Raw genomic sequence first — 17047 nt, 5'->3', positions numbered from 1 at the left:
TTGAATGCCGGATCTTGGCAATCTCGTCAACGTCGCTGCGACGCAAGGTAATCCGATTGACGCGCTTCGCACGTTCTTGCAGCGCGAAGAACAGATGGAAACGGCCCGCCGCACTGCCGACATGCGCTTTGTTGGCTATGTCCTTGAGCTCGGGTTCGATTCCGCGAAAATCATTACAAGCGACCCCTACAAAATCGCTGTCGGCGGTATCCCTCGCGGAACTTTTCTCATCATGACCCCCACGGGTGCCAACGGTGGCGCCCAAGCTGCACCACCGCATTTCACCCTGCTTCGAGTCACAGGCGTGTCGCCGACACCGCTGTCCAATCAGGTGCAGCAGACCTACTTCGAGTTGCACAAAAAGTCCATGCCCGAGTTGGACGTCTGGACGCAAAGTGAGCTGCAGTGGGGCGCGCTGGATTGCGATGTGCTGGGTATGTTTTACGCTAACCCCGCCAACATGCGCGAACTGCACTTCTCTGGCGACGTCAACAACGTCGTCAGCGCACACCGCTACAAGGTATTCGCACCTGACGAAGCTCTGCTTAAGCTCATCGTCAACGGAATGGTCAAGCCCGAGCAGCAGGCCGCTATCGGCAACCTGCGGACGATGGAGTGCGGGCTGTTTAGCACCGGTGCCGTCACGGGCATCGAAGTTTCAATCTCTATGAAGGACTTCAAGGGATGTCGCACGGCCATGTTCGGCAAGACGCGCTTGGGCAAGTCCAACGTGGTCAAGCTGCTCACCCAGGCAATGCTCGACGCGACTGCTGGTGATAACTCGGTCGGTCAGCTCATTTTCGACATCAACGGCGAGTACGCCAACGACAACCCGCAGGATGGCAACCGGTCGATTCGTTCAGCCAACGAGGCTCGGTGCCAAGTTTATGCGCTGACTACGCGTACCGGCACTCCCTCTCGGTCGCTCAGGCTGAACTTCTACGAGCAGCCTGCCGCTTGCCTCGAAGTCCTCGCATCGCTTCTAGACCAAGACAACCAGCGTTCAAACTACATCCGGTCATTTGCGAGCGTAAGTCTCCCTGACCTCGGGGATATTGCTGCGATGAACGAGTCTGATCGCACTCGTGCCGTGCGGAAGATTCAAGCCTACTGGGCCTGTTTGAACAAGGCGGGCTTTCACTCAAACGAGACACGGCTGGGAGCTTTGCGGCTGCGAGCTACCCAGCATGTTCAAAGGTTCGATTGCCACTTCAGCTCCCAGCTTCGCACAGCTGCATACGTCGCCGTTCGAAATGGCGCTGCAGCACCGAACGCCCCAGCCAACCTAGACGAATTGCAGTCTGAGTTGGAAGTTATTGCTCAGTTCCGCCGGGAGGACCCAAACAACGCTTTGTTCACCAGTAGCAGTGGTCGTCCTGTCTTCGACCCAGAGATGACGGCGTTGCTAGAGTTCTTAAACCCGGCGACTGGCTCCGGGCCCTCTGTGCTACGCGCCTACCAGCAGTATCACTCGGCAGATGCCGGGAATTTCCAGACCGAAATCCTCCAGCTCCTTGACGAGGGCAAGACGGTTATCCTCGACTTGGGCAATGCCACGGACAGCATCAGGCGGTACTTCTCCAACTTACTATCGACCGCGGTGTTTCGGGCTCAGGAGGCCAAGTTCGTCTCGAATGACCTGGGAAACCGCTACGTCCAACTGTACTTCGAAGAAGCGCATAACCTCTTCCCGCCTGAGAGCAAGGATCTGACGGGCGTCTACGCACGATTCGCCAAAGAAGGGGCCAAGTTCCACATTGGAATGGTCTACTCGACTCAGTCGCCTTCGACTATCAACAAAGAACTGCTGGCGCAGACCGAGAACTTCTTCGTAGGGCACCTCTCGAGTCAGGATGAGGTCAAGTCCTTGGCCCGGGTCCAGATCGCTTTCTCGGGTGTCGAAGACGACATCTTGCGAGCAAAGACACCGGGCTACATGCGGATGCTGACTATGTCCCACCGGTTCGTCATTCCTACCCAAGCCTTCCGGTTCGAGGCACGTCCCGCTGCGGGAGCACCCGCCGCGGCTCCTACACAACGCTGAGGAGGAGGGATCTGCGATGCCCTATGCCCAAGGAACACGCCTGCCCGGGGAGTCCGCCTCGAAACTCGGCCACTTGGCCGTCATCGAAAGCCCCTGGGTTCGCTCACTCGTCGAGGACTTCGAGGGAGCGCCACCTGTAGGCGGGGACCCCTCCCGAACTGTGTGGCAGGCATTCACCCCCGCGGGCATTGAGCCGCTGCGCAACATTTGGGCAGTAGACGGGTCGTTTGTCCCAGTGCGCTCGGAGCATATGCCGCCGCGGGAGGTTGCCTTCGTCAAGACTGCGCTACTGATGCTCGATAGGGCCAAGCTCGAAGTCATCGATAAGGATCTGCCACACCCGTTGCTTCTGCGAGATGCGCTAAAGGACACGGGCGTGCAGCATGCGACGGTGTTCCCGCTAAAAAACGTGCGCACCAGCATGGGCACAAACTTCGAGGCGATTCGCAACATCGTCCGCGACTCCATCCGTGCTGACCAAGGCGGGTGCTTTCATGAAACCATGAAGTGGCTCGCCTACAAGAAGTGGATGCCGGGAAGCCAAGCTGGTTCGCCGGCATTCCAGTGTCCGCACTGCCCCGAGGATGTCGCAAGCGGCTTACCGCACGACAGTGAAGAGGGCTATTGCAGCGCGTGCAGCGGCCAAGTCTATCTATCTGACTTGTGGGGCTTCCACATGGAGATGGGGGAGGACAGCGCGCCGGAGTCGCTGGCATCGTCCTACATGCTGGTGATGGAGCATCTGATGCTGTTCACAGCGATACGCCTCATGTGGGACCACAGTGACCGGGAGCTGGTGTCGGACACGCTTTTCATCAAAGACGGCCCGCTGACGCTTCGCAGTCAATACTCCAAGATGGTGCCGAACATCCGGGAGTTCCTGCAGCACGCCAAGGATGTCGGCAGGCCAGTTCACATCATTGGCCAGGAGAAGAGCGGCGCCTTCTTCGACCACCTGACGTCCATCGTCCGGTTCGCCGCGCCCCACAATCGCGGTGAGCCCTTGACCTTCGCGCCGCTGACGCACGGATACGTGCATAAGGAGGTGTACCGCACTCCGGCTGCAGCGAACCCATACGGGCTGAAGACGAACTGGGGCGAGAAGCTGTACCTAAAGGTAGATCCGGGTGCCTATATGGTGCTGAATGTCCCGACCGGCACCTATCTGCCGTCCGAAGACAGGCCTGTCACAGCGGACTTAATTGGGCTCAATCGCATACTCGCCACGCTCCCCGCGCTAGTGAGTCACAAGTTTGAAGGAGCGCTCTATCCCGTTGAACTCGCAAATGGAATCGCCTCGATGTCGAGCTATCCGTCGGCAGCCATACTTCAAAGGTTTATGGAGCGGGCATAACGTCAAGTTTGTCAGGGGTCGATGTGGGCTAACTCGCCCTAAGCATCATTACTTGCGGCAGCTGGCCGGGGCAAGCCATGGGACGATACTTGGTGTTAAGAGCCGCATTCTGTCACTTTGCCGGCGTGCGGCCGTGCCCCCTAGGGAGTCGATGTCTGCTTGCTCGCCCATATGGTGTGTTCGAACGCCGCTGGCGACTGGCGGCAAACGCTGCGAAGGAGTCTTCGCCGGTCAGAACCGATACATAACATCGCCAAGCTCTTTTGTGCAGCTCGCACTCCCATGCTCGCGCCTCACAAACTAAGAAATTCAGTGCAAAATTTCAAAACAAGAAGCTAACGTTTAGCTCTCTATAAATGGCCCCAGTGGATACACAGCATCTGAGGATCCCGCCAGTCACTGCAGCTCACGGCTATTGGCGTTTTTCCACACTCAACGGGGACATAGCCATCAATTTAGCCGTTTGCGACGAAAGCCAATGGCAGCTAGTCCCGCCATTGCAGCGGAAAGCAGCATCAGCGCTAACTGGCTCAGCGACGGGACCGGTGTTGGCTGTGTCACAACCGCAGCGGGCGTTACCGTGATGTCGTAAGACTGAGCTTGTGCGGGTGCATAGTTGGCGTTTCCGTTTTGTGTGGCGGTAATCGTGCAGGTGCCTTCTGCACCAAAGGTCACCGTGCCTGCGTCAAGCGTGCACACGTCGCCTGCGGCCTTTTGCATCAGGCGCTGCTGCTTGGTCACACCGCTTGCCGTAACGATAACAGGATTTGCTGACGCGCCCCCCTCTACAACGGGTGTGTAGCGCGCCCCCACTTGCACAGTCGAGGGCGGAAGCGGGTTAAAGCGAAGCGTCTGCATCGCTTGCTCCACAACCAAGACATGCGTCACGTCGGGCGCTGCTTGATAAGCGGCGTTGCCTGGTTGCGTTGCACGAATCGTGCAGCTTCCAACACCAGCGAATGTGATGGGGCCTGATGGCTGCTGGGCTACACAAGGCCCGGAATCGACCACAAAGCTCACGCTCAACCCCGAAGTGGCTGTAGCTTGCGGCTGATAGGTCGTACCAAATTGATGCGGCGCTGGTGGCGCAAAGTTGATGGTTTGAGGACCAGGTGCCGCAAGGGGCGTCACAGGTGGAGAAGATGTGGACTCTGGCCCCAGGCCATTGGCGTGCTTGGCACGCACGGTGAACGTGTAGTCCGTACCAGCGGTCAACCCGCTAACGGTGCATTGTGTCGCTGGCGCGACTGCGGTACAGCCTGCACTCGCTGGATTGGAAGTCACTTCATAGCCGACCGGAGGATTGCCTCGATCATCGGCAGGTGCAGTCCAGCTTACGGCGATCTGCAGTTCACCCGCAGTGCCTGTTGGCGCACCTGCTGGATCGGTGAATCGAACTAACTGGGCGACCGTAGAGGGTTCGCCAGCCACAATCAGGCGCGCCATATACAGCCCTGCAGGCAGATCGGGCAACGGCGTCGACACGAACTGTGTCGTTGAATGAGAAGTAAAACCTATCTGGTAGATGAATCCATTCTCTACACGTTGTAGCTCAAGTCTCGGTATGTCGGTACCTCCAGCGCCCTTGAACCCAGTACCTGTAAGAGTCAGTACGCCCCCTCGCCGTTGCAAAAGCGGCAGGGGATCCAGCACGGCTGGAGTACTGACCGGCACAGGAGGCTGATAGCGATCTGTGTTCGCAAAAAAAGTCAAGCTGGGATTCGAGCTGAAACCACCCGTAATCAGCACCTCGCCACTTGGCAAAAGATTCGCTGTTCCATTTTCCCGCGCTTGAGTGACTGCATCTGAGTTGGACCAAGTGCCAGTTGCAGGGTCATAAACTTCCGCCACTGCCTGGGCATTGCGTGCCCCGTCTGAGCCGCCAGCAATCAATACCTTGCGGGACGGCAGTACGGTTGCATGCGCCATTGGAGAGCCCATCGTGCCGTTGCGCGGATAAATTAAAGAACCAGTGGCTGTCCAAGTGTTGGCGACCGGGTCATAGAGTTCTGCATGATTGGTCACACCAGCGGATGTGAATCCCCCCGCCAGTAGCAGGCGCCCGTCAGGCAGTAGATTCATGCTTGCATAGTGGCGCGGCACCAGGGGCGGTGCGGCCAGTGACCACGTGCCTGCAACAGGATCGTAGATTTCTGCACCCAGGACTTCTCCAGCTCCTCCGAAACCCGACGCCACCAATACACGGCCGTCAGACATCAACACGGCGGCGTGGGCGTTTCTTCCCATTGCCATACTGCCAGTCATTGTCCACGTGCGAGTTCGAGGATCATATATTTCCGCCGAAGTCTCTCTTACACCACCACTGCTCACCCCACCGGCCAAAAGAACTTTGCCATTGGCCAGCAGTGTCATGGAGGGCATGCTGCGCGTAACACTCTGAACTCCCGCATCTGACCAAGAATTGGACTCTGGGTCGTACAGACGAGCCTGCCGGCTACCGTCTGCGCGCACAAGCACTTGGCCAGTACCCAGTGTCACTGCCTCCATTACGTTGCCAGTAATGCCAATGGAGCCGATTGCGCTCCACGTATTGCCTGTCAGCCGCTCTGCTGTAGTAACGAATCCGGTGCGGTTAACTCCTCCTAACACCGCAAAGGTGCCATCATCGAGCAACGCGCCTGCATGCTGCGCACGCTCGGTCAACATGGGGGCGCTTGGTACCCAGGCAGCTACAGCCGCATGACTAAACGCCATAGACACTGCGGTTAAATAAGCGCCTGTCGCGAACGTTGAAAGCTTTGTACTCAACATTGTCCCCTCAAGTAGACCGTGACACTTGGGGATACTTGTACCCCTGCTTTTAACATTTTATACACACGTAGAAACATATATATGGCGCAAAGGTGCCAGGCCAGCTGTCTGCTGCCAGCCTCATAGCTTCCGCTCGAGCCTCGCATGCGAGCGGCAGCAACCGCTGCAGAGCTGAAGTGAGTGTTCGAGAGCCTGCTTCAGGCTGATTGCAGTCGTTCAGCATTCAAAGCTCAATGACCGCTGACGCCGATAGCGGGCGTTCATCTGGGATATCACTGAATTATTTAATGTAGAAAGGAGCGTATTCAAGTTCAGCAGACATGCGTGTAAGAGTTAGCATCGCTCCCCGCCAAGCTTGTTAGTATGCAGGGCTACATTCACGAGAAGCACGTCTTGGGCTGCATCGAATTCAATCAAATCGCCGTGGATTACGGCGGCATTACAAGCATTTCCGATTTGACTCGGCACTGAAGGGGAGAAAAAGAACGTGGGAACAATACGGCGGTTGGTACTCAAAAACTTCAAACGCTTCAAGACGCTGGAGTTGGAATTCGATCCGGAGTTGAACATTCTGGTTGGCGGCAACGAAGCAGGCAAGAGTTCGGTGCTGCAAGCAATAGACATCGTCCTGAGCACTAGTCGTAGCAAGGTCGAGGGGATTGGGCTGGAGGCGCTGTTCAACACTGACTGCATCACCGAGTTCCTCTCCGGCGCAAGGAAAATTGTCGACCTACCCGAGTTACTTATCGAGGTCTATTTCGATGGCCTCCCGGGTCGCCACGATCTGGATGGGCGGAACAACAGCAAGGGTTCCGACCACCTAGGTATCAAGATGGTATGCAAGCCGGTCGACGAGTACACGAAGGAGATCCAAGCCATCCTCGCCGAGAAGCACAAAAACTTCCCCTTCGAGTATTACGGAGTGCATTTTCTGACGTTCACCGACGATGCCGTCTTTCCGTACAAGAAGCCGCTTCGACATCTGCTGATCGACAGCTCTCTGATCAACAATGACCACGCCACGCGCGAGTACACGCGCTCAATGTATGCCGCGCATGCGACCGTTGCTCAACGCAACCTGCATGGCTTCGAGTACCGAAAGGCGAAGGCAAAATTTAAAGACGACGTCTTCAAGACGATGAATGACGGTTTAGATGCCTACCAATTCGACGTCAGGACTAGCCCGAAGGCCAGCGTCGAGACGGACATCATCCTCACCGAGGACGACATCCCGGTAGACAGTAAGGGCAAGGGCCGCCAATGCTTCATCAAGACCGAGTTCGCACTGCGCAACCGGGAGCACGCGCTTCACGTGCTACTGCTGGAGGAGCCGGAGAACCATCTCAGCCAGGTGCATATGCGCAAGTTGATTGAGCGTATCCGCGCCTCCGTCAAGAAGCAGCTCTTTGTCGCCACGCACAGCAGCTTCATCGCTACGCGGCTAAATCTCCGGAAGGTCCTAATCCTGAGCGAGGAGAACCCGTCGAGACCGGCCAGCCTGAAGGATCTCAGTCCGGGAACGGCTGAGTTCTTCATGAAAGCACCCGATAACAACGTTCTTGAGCTAGCCTTGTCCAAAAGAACGATCCTAGTCGAGGGCGACGCAGAATTCATCTTGATGGAGGCGCTTTACAAGAACATCGCCCCGGGGTACAGCTTGGATGCCGATGGCATTCATGTGATCTCGGTCGATGGCACTAGCTTTAAACGTTATCTCGAACTTGCCAAACTGCTGGGCATTAAGGTGGCGGCGATCCGCGACAACGACAAAGATCATGCGGCCAATTGCATTGCGAATTACTCAGACTACGTGTCGACCTCTATCAAGGTCTTTGCGGACCCTGACAATGCCCGCCATACCTTCGAGATTTGCATGTACCAAGACAATCGAATCGCTTGCGAGGATCTGTTCGCTGCAGGCCGTAAGACCCTCAGTGTTGAGGACTACATGCTTAAGAACAAGACCGACGCTGCATTCCAATTGCTGGAAAAAAAGGGCACCGCGCTAACCGCACCGGACTACGTACAACAGGCAGTGGTATGGATAAGAGCGTAGTCTTTGCAGTCGCTGGATCTGGCAAGACCACCCGTTTGGTCGCCTCGTTGGACGAGGTGCAGCGTTTCCTTCTGGTCACATATACCGAGGCTAACCACGACAACCTGCGTGCCAAGGTCATTGAGCGCTTCGGCTACTTGCCACCCAACATTGCGATCTATACATACTTCAGGTTCTTGCACAGCTTTTGCTACCGGCCGTTCCTACGCTCCAAGAAAGACACCCGCGGTATCACTTTTAACGCGCCTGAACGGTTTCCCGTCTACCCCTTGACTGACGATCGACGTTACATGTCGCCTAACCGTTGGCTCTATGCGAACCGACTCGCCAAGTTCATCGAGCAGTCTGGCCTAGTTGGTGCAGTGGTGACCCGCATGGAAAAGTACTTCGATGTCTTCTGCGTAGATGAGGTACAGGATTTCGGTGGCCATGACTTCAATTTTTTGTTGTCCATCAGCGCGGCGCAGATGAATATGAACTTCGTCGGCGACTTCTACCAGCACACCTTCGACACGAGCCGCGACGGTAATGTCAATTCCAACTTGCATGAGAACTACGATACCTACAAAAAAAAGTTTGAGCGAGCTCGGTTGAAGGTCGATACAGACAGCCTCAAGCGCAGTCGACGCTGCAGCAAGAGCGTCTGTGACTTCATCACGGAGAAGATAGGCATCGACATTCAGGCGCATGATGAGCGAACCAGTGTCGTACGCTTCGAGGATAACCCTGTCGCAGTTGCAGCGCTCTACCGAGATCCGGTGACGGTCAAGCTGTTTTACAAGGAACACCAGAAGTACGACTGCTTTTCCCAGAATTGGGGCGCATCCAAAGGCATGGACTGCTACGAAGACGTGTGCGTAGCGCTAAATCCTGGCACTGTGAAGGCTTGGAACGCTGGTAGTTTCCGGGACATCAACCCAGAGACGCGCAACAAACTCTACGTCGCCTGTTCCCGCGCTCGAGGGAATCTGACGTTGGTCCCAGAAGCTTTGCTGAAGGTGCACAAGCGGTCTTGAGCTCTGCCGCGCCGCAGTTGAGGAACTGGTATCTGGGGTGCTGCACCATTCCTATCACATTGACGCTCGCTGGGAGGCGAGCATTGGATGCCTGATGCGCCCATCATCATTGGTCAAACTTGCCATTGACAGAATTGCGCCCATTGGGAATGAAATATGTGGGAACTGGAGCCTGCGCCTGCCGGCGAGGCGCGACCTGCCCCTGGTCCTGAGCGTCGGCGTCGGCGTCTTTCAAATGCTCGCTTTCATGGTTCTCGGGGGCGATGGCGATGAAGGAAGTCTCCGCAGGGCGCTCCGCCATCCTTGCCTACACAACGCCACTTTGGGTCACGCCCGCTGCATTGCTCTTTGGCGGGGAGCGGCCTTCGCCTAGACAATTCGTCGGCACCGGCCTGGGCATTCTGGGCGTGCTCGTTCTCGTGAATCCCATGACTGTTGATTTCCATGCAAACCTGACCCACCGGGGATGCGGATAAAAACTTGGACTGGTTGACGCCGCAAGTCCAAGGCTCGCCCGGTATTCGACAGGGCTGAGAGAGCCAAGGAATATCTTGATCCGCTTCTCGTTGTACCAGCGGATGTACGAGTCGACCACCTCAATTAACTGCTCGATGGTCGTGCCCTTCCAGTCCCGAGGATAGAACAACTCGTTCTTGAGGCGGCCGAAGAAGCCTTCGCAAGCCGCGTTGTCAGGAGAGCAGGCCTTGCGAGACATCGAACGGGTGAGATTCGCCTCGCTCATCCTAGATAGCCAGCCTGGCCAACGGTAATGGCCACCACGATCAGAGTGGACCACTGGAAGGTCGATTGTGTCAGCCACTGTCTCAATAGCTGCATCCAGCATTGAGTTGACCAGTTCTGCGTCCGGGCTCGTTCCAATGTTCCAGCTCACCACCATTCCGCCGAAGCAATCGATGATGGGTGACAGGTATACCTTGCCTGCTGGGATCTGGAATTCTGTAATGTCCGTGAGCCACTTTTCATTTGGGGTGGCCGCCTGGAAGTCACGGTTGATGATGTTATCTGGTGCCGGGCTGATCTCCCCGAGGTAGGACGCGAACCTGCGCCGCTTGGGCTTTGCGACGACCAGATTCTCTTGCTTCATCTGCTGCTGCACCACTTTCTCGGAGATCGGGCCTTGCTCTCTGGCCAGAGAGGCTTGCAGCCTGCGGTAGCCGTAGCAGCGGTGGTTGGACTCAAAGATCTCGGTAAGGGACTGGCGCACCACAAGGTACTTGTCGCCGACCGCTGTGCGGGACCGATGGTAGAAGGATGAACTGCGTGCAATACCCAACTGTGCAAGGGGCTCTGGTGGGCGGTAGTGCACCTTGAGGGCGTCAATCAGCAGTGTCTCCTCCCGGTTGGACAGGAGCTGAAGATCGACGCCTAGACATTTTTTAACAGTTCATTGGCCTTGTTCAAGAGGTCCTGCTCAAGGCGCAGTTGCCTGACTTCGCGGCGCAATATCTCAACCTAGGGAAACTCTGCAAAAGTCCCAGCCCGCCCCACCGCATGGGATGATCCGCGCATGAAGCAAATGAGCCTGGCTACCGGATTCGAGAAGAAGTCCAAACGCACGCGCAAGCGTGAGTTCTTGGACGAGATGGACTTGGTCGTTCCCTGGCACGAGCTGGTGACACTCATTGAGTCACACAGCCCGCCCAAAGCTACCGGCAGGCCCGCATTTGCAGTCGAGTCCATGCTGCGTATCCACCTGCTGCAGCAGTGGTTCAACCTCTCGGACCCGGCAGTGGAAGAAGCGCTCTACGACACCCCCCGTCTTCGCCAGCTTTGCCAGGCTCGATCCGGGCATCAGCACCATGCCCGATGAGAGCACTATCTTGCGGTTCCGTCGCCTCTTGGAGACTCACCAGCTGGGCTTGCAGATCCTGGCGCTGGTCAACGCCATCCTGACAGACAAGAACCTGCTCTTGAGACACGGCACCGTGGTCGATGCCACCCTGATTGCAGCTCCCAGCTCCACCAAGAATGCAGGCGGTGAGCGGGACCCTGAGATGCACCAGAGCAAGAAGGGCAACCAGTGGCACTTTGGGATGAAGTGCCATATCGGTGTCGATAGCAACTCGGGCCTGGTGCACACCGTCGTTTCAACACCAGGCAACGAAGCCGATGTATCGCATGCCCATAGTCTCTTGCATGGGCAAGAGAGACATGCGCTGGGCGACAGCGGTTACCAAGGCGTGGACAAACGCGCAGAGGCGGCAAAGAGCCAAGTGACCTGGCACATTGCCATGCGCAAAGGGCTGCGCAAGAAGCTGGACTTGGGCACCGAGCTGGGAATGCTAAAAGAGAAATACGAGCAAACCAAGGCCAGCATGCGAGCCAAGGTGGAACACCCGTTTCGCATCGCCGGGCAGCAGTTTGGGTTCAGTAAGGTGCGCTACCGGGGCATCGCCAAGAACGACAACAAGCTCCAAACGATGTTTGCGCTGGCCAACCTGTGGCTGGTGCGAGAGCAGTTGATGAGGATGCAGGCCTGAGTGCGCCTGCAGATGGCCCAAAAGGGCAAAAAGCCGCAGATGCGGGTAGAAGCTTGGCTGCAAAACCGCGCATAAGCGGGCAAATCGGCTGTGAGCTAACTGGCCAGTCTGAATTCAGCGGTTTTGCAGAGGATCCTTAGGGCACTGATGGTTGATGGTCAGCGTCGGCTGCTACCCTGAAAGCCGTCACAGCTTCGGCTCGAACTTCAGTGAGCAGATGACCGATATGCTGTTGTGAGCGAACGTGGATGGAAGACCCCGCGCCCAGTGTTTCCGTGGCGATGGCAGCATTCTCAGCGGCCAATAGCGCGCAGCTGGTCAACACCTTGGCGCGTGCCAACACCGACATTACGATCAGCAAGACCGTGGCCGGCGGCCCGGCAGCAGGTATCAGCGGCAGCTTCAGCTTTACCGCCAACTGCGGTGCAGACGGCAGCTTCACAACGGCAGTGAGCTTGAGCGGCAGCAACGCAGGGGCAATCGCCATCACCAACGTGCCTCAGGGCGCCAGCTGCACCGTGAGCGAAGCGCCCACCATGCCCGCGGCCCCTTCGGGCTATACCTGGAGCACCAGCCTGCCCGCGCCGGTGACGCTGGTCACGGCAGCCAATGGCAACACAGCCTCCTTCGTCAACACGCTGGTGCGCACTGCGCCTGTGACTCCAACACCGGTGCCGGGACTCGGTGGTATGGGAGCGATGCTGCTCACTGGTCTAGTTGCTGGTATGGCAGGCCTCGTGCGCCGACGGAAATCTAGCTGATCTGGGAGCCCTCTTCGGAGGGCTTTTTCTTGGGCATTGATCACATCTTCCATCCGATTCTGTTGCGTTAACAACTAAATAGAAGGGTTTGTAAGTGTTCGTCAGTTATGATTTGTATGATCTTATTCATGAATTGGATGATCCATACATCACACAATCAAGAAGACGCATTGCTGAAGGAAATTTTGCCTCCAAGACTTTGGAGGGCCCTTGCGAGAAACGGGCTTAAAACCATGGAAGAGGTACGACGGCTCTACCCGGAAGAACTGCTACAAATGCCCGATATAGGCCCCCGAACATTCAGAAAGATTGAAGCCCTTCTTTTCCCTGGTCAGTACTACGTGCCTCACTTCCGGGACGATCTGAAGAACGATGCTCTGGATGGGAAATCAAAGTACCGCCCTGCTCTATGGCGCGCGCTCATGGAACTGCAGAGGGAAGATAGGGAGTCGGCACAAGCTGGATCCAGGAGCTAGGATGACTCCGCATTCAAATTTATGATGCATGCAACATGCAAGAAGACACAACCACGCCGCAAGCCGAAACACCCCTAGGCGACATACTTCAACCAAGAGTGAAGCGTATTCTCGAAAGGAATGGGATTCATACGGTGGAAGCGCTGCGCACGGCCTATCCGCATCAGCTCGTGAAGATGTGGGGCCTGGGCATGTACCGCTTCCGTCAGATTGAGAGAGCGTTCTTCCCAGGTAAGTCGTTCACACCGGCACGGGTCTATTCGCCAGTGCGACACATCCACGGCTCATCTCTTAATGGCGCCCTCGACCCATCCATAGTCATGGCCTTGCTGAGGGCTGGAATCACCACTCCTGAGCAGCTGAAGGCGGTGGAGCCGGCAGAGCTTCTCAAGATCAAAGGCCTCGGTGTGAACAGGCTTCGCGAGATCGAGAGCGCCTTCTTTCCAGGTCAACACTACGAGATCCCGCGCGTCAGGAAGCAGATGGCAGTGGACGACGTTGCCTGACTTGTGAATGTGGGGCGCTTGTACTCCGCCACTTAAGAATGGCTCCACAACCGGAAAAAAAAGCCTCCCTCTTGCCGTAGTGGCCCCCGGGAGGCTCTTTCTATTTCTGGCTGCAGGCCTGGTCGCTGTCGTCACCGCTCAGCCGGCGCTCTATGTTCACCTGGTCGCACAGCGCGGGCACTTCGGCATCCCGTCGTTTAAGGTCGCCTCCGAGGCTTGCGACCACGCCAAGGCCTTCTGCAAGCTGGCGGTCGAGGGCTGCGGCTTTATCTGCAAGATCACTGTGGGCAGCGGCGTCGGCTTCGGCTCCTGCAGGGTGAGCCGCTGCAACACAACGACGTAATTCATGCCAGTGAATTCAAGGATCTACTTCTGCAGATGGTGCCCGGTCTGGGCTACCAAATCATGCGTGTCTACGCACGACGGTGCCGAGGCCGAGTTCCTGACCAGAAAATGCCGCATCGCGAGTATTTCGCATCGGTTCCACGACCTAGCTAGCGCCACGTGGCACACGCGGGTAGGTGAATCTGTACTGGAGCACCGGTCGCGTTGCGCGAAGGTCTGACGCATCAGCTCAATAACGAGGAGGGCTCCCGGCAGCCGCAATGAAGACCATCGTGAAAGTTCGAGCACCGACTCGACTGCTGGAGTATTGCTGTGAGTACAGGAACGGCGTGTCGTCAGGATGCCCCAAATTACGTCATGGCATAGCGAAGCCGAGGGACTGCGGAAACTCCAACGCTTATGCTCAGCGCTTCGCTCGTTACAAAGGGCAGTTTTGCGCTGGGAAGCGGCCGTAGGACTAAAGCATCTAAACGACTCCTAACGCTGCATTCCAGTCCTTCAGTAATTGCTTACTGCAAAGTCAGCGATGAGGCCTCTAGAAGCCTCATTGGATCTCCTGGCCGGATAGTCTGAGACCTTGCATGAGCAGCGATCAGTTAGTTTGCCAACTGACGGCTCACCCAACTCCCGGTCAACGCAACTGCGCTTGCCCTATACGCTTAGGCCTGCTGCAGCCGAAGGTGTGAAAACCCTTTTGATACTGTTTGGTTTTGAGCTTAGCGAAGTAGCTCATCCGATAGAAGACCTCGTTGAACGATTCTTCATCACCTCTTATGACTAGGTAAGTGGGTTGATCGGGAATATGCACATAGCCTTTGATGTCATAGAGATACATCGAAAGAGCAGATGCCCATGCTTGATGGATGCGCGCATACATGTTGTTGCTATCGAGGTCGAATCGCCCGATGAAGGCGAAGGCGTCATGATTGACGATTATTGCTACATGGAAATGCACGCGGCCATTTTCACTGGTTTCTCTAGTCCATAATTTTTTAAGATCAGTTTCATGTACTCGATGGCCTGCTTCTCTGCTTTTCTCTTGTGCATGCTCAAGCTTTGATTGCAATGAACTAAAGAATCTAGAGATAAGGCTATTGTCATGCAAAGCACCTTGAAAGAAGTTCTCAGGCACATACAGGTCAAATCGCATCACACAGATGCGTGCATGTAGTTCTAATGCCTGAGTTAGGCATTCATGTATGCGTTGAAGGTGATTGTAAATTAACTCACCATGATGACAGATGACTGGTGAACCTTGAAAGTAAAGCTCATTGTGGATGTGCTGATTGGTATTGAATGGATTGCGGCTCATGCTGTGCGTCATGGGTTAGTTGAGACACACAGTTGGTTGATGTGCAAGACAAAGCCCTTTTATGGATAAAAAGTGCTATGGAACATATACCTTCCTGCTTTAGTTAATGTCTGCATTGAATCTTATTAATCCAGTTAGACACGTGACTCTGTAATAAGCTTGTATCTGAGCTTTATGCTCAGAGGGGTTGTGAAGGCTATATAGCTCCGAGTATTATCAGTAGCGCTATACTAGTTGATAATTAATTATATTAATAGAACTTAAACCTACGGCAAAAGAGACGAGGAAAGGGCCGAAAGCAACAGATCGCCGAGAGCGATTCCTTGGTGATCTGTTGCTTTCTGTATTTTATTTGACTCTTGAGAAATATCAAGAAGCCTGTTGATCTCGGGCATTGATTCTCACCTGAATCCAAGCCTCAATTTCGTTCTCAAGCCAGCCAACGGACCGTAAGCCCAAACTAATGGGTTTCGGGAACTCTGAAAGGCTGATGAGCTTGTAGAGGGACGTTTTGCCCAGCCCTGTTTTGGAAAGAACGTCTTTCAACTTCAGTATGCGCATGATGAACTCCGGTGTTTCTGACACCAGATTTCTATGCAGTTATGTTTTAACGAAGAGTTTGAGGATCAAAGGCCAAGCTCTGCAGTTTCCATTTTTTTGAAGAATTTATAGCGACGCGGTTTTTAATTTCCCGTTTTCAGAGTTGAATGGCAGTCGTTAATGAAATAACTGATTTTTGCCTTGATGTGGTGGAAGAGCAAGCACTACACGTATCGGCGAAACTAGCTACATGACCCTATGATCGGCGAGTGGTTTGCTTCGTCACACTCAAATCTCCCTAGTTTTTGTGCGCTTGTACGCTTGGACTATGATAGCTATAATGATCACGGTCATAGATTGCATCTAGATGAAAGCATAATTTCATGTAGGATGTATCATAATATTATCGAAATTATATCTAGGTATATTTATGGTTTTGCATATTGGTCATGTCGATGAAACTCTGGCGAAGGTATTTGGTTCTCATTGGCGAAGTTTGCTTGATACTAGGACTTTGCAGTCTATGGCTCTCTTCATGAAGCTCCCTTTGGATGTGACGAAGAAGAGCAAGCACTATTTGGCTTTAGACATAGGAATGTATTTGTTTAATAATCCTCTCTACATTCAGTCATTTGCTCATGAATTGATTCGAATAGCAAATTCTGCTAAATTAAAAACTTCAATATTTGATTTTTTGTGCGATGGTTATGGTGATAAATTGTTGGTTTCAAAAATCAATGAATTTAGTATTTTTGGAGAGCCTGTGTATGATAATTATTTTCATGGGGAATGTGATAGAAGGATTATTTTGAATTATCTGAGTGACGTTTGTGATGTGAGTGTCATGAATCAGTCTTTAAGGCTTGATTCGCTAAAAAATAATATTGATTCTATGGCTTATTTTAAAAAGAGATTTTCATGGTTTAGAGCTGGCGATGGCTGCGAGCATGATGCCAAACTGCAGGCGGCCATAGACTTTTTTGGAAAAAATCCTGTCCCTTCTTTTGCTATACAGGATATTGATGCTTTAGAATTATATTTCTTTAACACATTTATTGACGTTAATCGGAAGCGAATTGTGTTTAAAGATATCTGTAGCTTGTATGCTAATAGGAAGAGTAGGCGTAAATCAGACAAGAAGCAGTGTAATTTTTCTATCGAAGAAAAAACAATTGAATATATAGATTCCTTTTCCAAGGATAACAAAATTTCTAGATCTGAATTGCTGGAGATTATATTTAAACCAAAAAATACACAGGCGTTATTGCTACTCCTGAAAGGGTAATTCAAGCTATATGTTAAGCACTGTATTAGTTTGCTTTTGATTTGAGTTAGCAGCGATTGATATGGTGTTGTGAGTGGCG

The 17047-nt window shown here is 54.2% G+C and carries 13 protein-coding genes and 1 pseudogene; 9 read left to right on the top strand and 5 right to left on the bottom strand.

All coding sequences use genetic code 11. The features are described from left to right. The first annotated feature begins 4 nt into the window (after positions 1-4). The gene (locus ACHWUQ_RS19870) at positions 5-2044 is read left to right on the top strand and encodes an ATP-binding protein (protein ID WP_394682207.1); all 2040 of its coding nucleotides are present in this window, start codon (positions 5-7) and stop codon (positions 2042-2044) included. Positions 2045-2060: 16 nt separating this feature from the next. Next, positions 2061-3398 (top strand): hypothetical protein, encoded by a 1338-nt coding sequence (locus tag ACHWUQ_RS19865; protein ID WP_394682206.1) that lies wholly within the window; start codon positions 2061-2063, stop codon positions 3396-3398. A 450-nt stretch (positions 3399-3848) separates the two neighbouring features. On the opposite strand, the gene ACHWUQ_RS19860 is transcribed toward ACHWUQ_RS19865, so the two are convergent. After that, positions 3849-6065, bottom strand: a complete 2217-nt coding sequence (locus tag ACHWUQ_RS19860) for an IPTL-CTERM sorting domain-containing protein (protein WP_394682205.1) — start codon at positions 6063-6065, stop codon at positions 3849-3851. A 610-nt stretch (positions 6066-6675) separates the two neighbouring features. On the opposite strand from ACHWUQ_RS19860, the gene ACHWUQ_RS19855 reads away from it, so the two are divergent. From ACHWUQ_RS19855 to ACHWUQ_RS19845, 3 genes are all read left to right on the top strand, one after another. Next, a complete protein-coding gene (locus ACHWUQ_RS19855) occupies positions 6676-8226 on the top strand; it encodes an ATP-dependent endonuclease (protein WP_394682204.1) in 1551 nt (516 codons plus the stop codon). Then, positions 8211-9242, top strand: a complete 1032-nt coding sequence (locus tag ACHWUQ_RS19850) for a DNA helicase UvrD (RefSeq protein WP_394682203.1) — start codon at positions 8211-8213, stop codon at positions 9240-9242. The genes ACHWUQ_RS19855 and ACHWUQ_RS19850 overlap by 16 nt, the downstream gene beginning before the upstream one ends. Positions 9243-9505: 263 nt before the next feature. Continuing rightward, a complete protein-coding gene (locus ACHWUQ_RS19845; protein WP_394682202.1) occupies positions 9506-9718 on the top strand; it encodes an EamA family transporter in 213 nt (70 codons plus the stop codon). A 20-nt stretch (positions 9719-9738) separates the two neighbouring features. Here ACHWUQ_RS19845 and ACHWUQ_RS19840 read toward each other — a convergent pair. Next, positions 9739-10715, bottom strand: a pseudogene (locus ACHWUQ_RS19840) (IS3 family transposase); the annotation flags it as partial. 55 nt (positions 10716-10770) lie between these two features. On the opposite strand from ACHWUQ_RS19840, the gene ACHWUQ_RS19835 reads away from it, so the two are divergent. The 3 genes from ACHWUQ_RS19835 (at position 10771) to ACHWUQ_RS19825 (ending at position 13486) form a co-directional block, all read left to right on the top strand. Further along, a protein-coding gene (locus tag ACHWUQ_RS19835) for an IS5 family transposase (protein WP_394682201.1) occupies positions 10771-11743 on the top strand; the annotation gives its coding sequence in 2 pieces (ribosomal slippage) (positions 10771-11031 and positions 11033-11743; 972 coding nt in all). Between the two features lie 248 nt (positions 11744-11991). After that, a complete protein-coding gene (locus tag ACHWUQ_RS19830; protein ID WP_394682200.1) occupies positions 11992-12504 on the top strand; it encodes a DUF5979 domain-containing protein in 513 nt (170 codons plus the stop codon). A gap of 511 nt (positions 12505-13015) precedes the next feature. Next, entirely contained in the window at positions 13016-13486 is a 471-nt protein-coding gene (locus tag ACHWUQ_RS19825) for a helix-hairpin-helix domain-containing protein (RefSeq protein WP_394682199.1), read from the top strand. Positions 13487-13642: 156 nt separating this feature from the next. On the opposite strand, the gene ACHWUQ_RS19820 is transcribed toward ACHWUQ_RS19825, so the two are convergent. The 3 genes from ACHWUQ_RS19820 to ACHWUQ_RS19810 all read right to left on the bottom strand — a co-directional run bounded on the left by ACHWUQ_RS19820 (position 13643) and on the right by ACHWUQ_RS19810 (position 15704). Then, complete coding sequence (locus tag ACHWUQ_RS19820) at positions 13643-13834, bottom strand: hypothetical protein (protein WP_394682198.1); 192 nt, start codon at positions 13832-13834, stop codon at positions 13643-13645. Between the two features lie 628 nt (positions 13835-14462). Further along, on the bottom strand, positions 14463-15143 hold the full coding sequence (locus ACHWUQ_RS19815) for an inovirus Gp2 family protein (RefSeq protein WP_394682197.1): 681 nt from the start codon (positions 15141-15143) through the stop codon (positions 14463-14465). A 369-nt stretch (positions 15144-15512) separates the two neighbouring features. Then, positions 15513-15704 (bottom strand): helix-turn-helix transcriptional regulator, encoded by a 192-nt coding sequence (locus ACHWUQ_RS19810; protein WP_394682196.1) that lies wholly within the window; start codon positions 15702-15704, stop codon positions 15513-15515. 409 nt (positions 15705-16113) lie between these two features. Here ACHWUQ_RS19810 and ACHWUQ_RS19805 point away from each other — a divergent pair, with 409 nt between their 5' ends. Continuing rightward, positions 16114-16968, top strand: a complete 855-nt coding sequence (locus ACHWUQ_RS19805) for a hypothetical protein (protein WP_394682195.1) — start codon at positions 16114-16116, stop codon at positions 16966-16968. The last annotated feature ends 79 nt before the right edge of the window (positions 16969-17047 follow it).

It is taken from the genome of uncultured Comamonas sp., assembly GCF_964277875.1.
GTDB classification, from domain to species: domain Bacteria; phylum Pseudomonadota; class Gammaproteobacteria; order Burkholderiales; family Burkholderiaceae_C; genus Comamonas; species Comamonas sediminis.
This window is presented reverse-complemented; position numbering and strand designations above follow the sequence as displayed.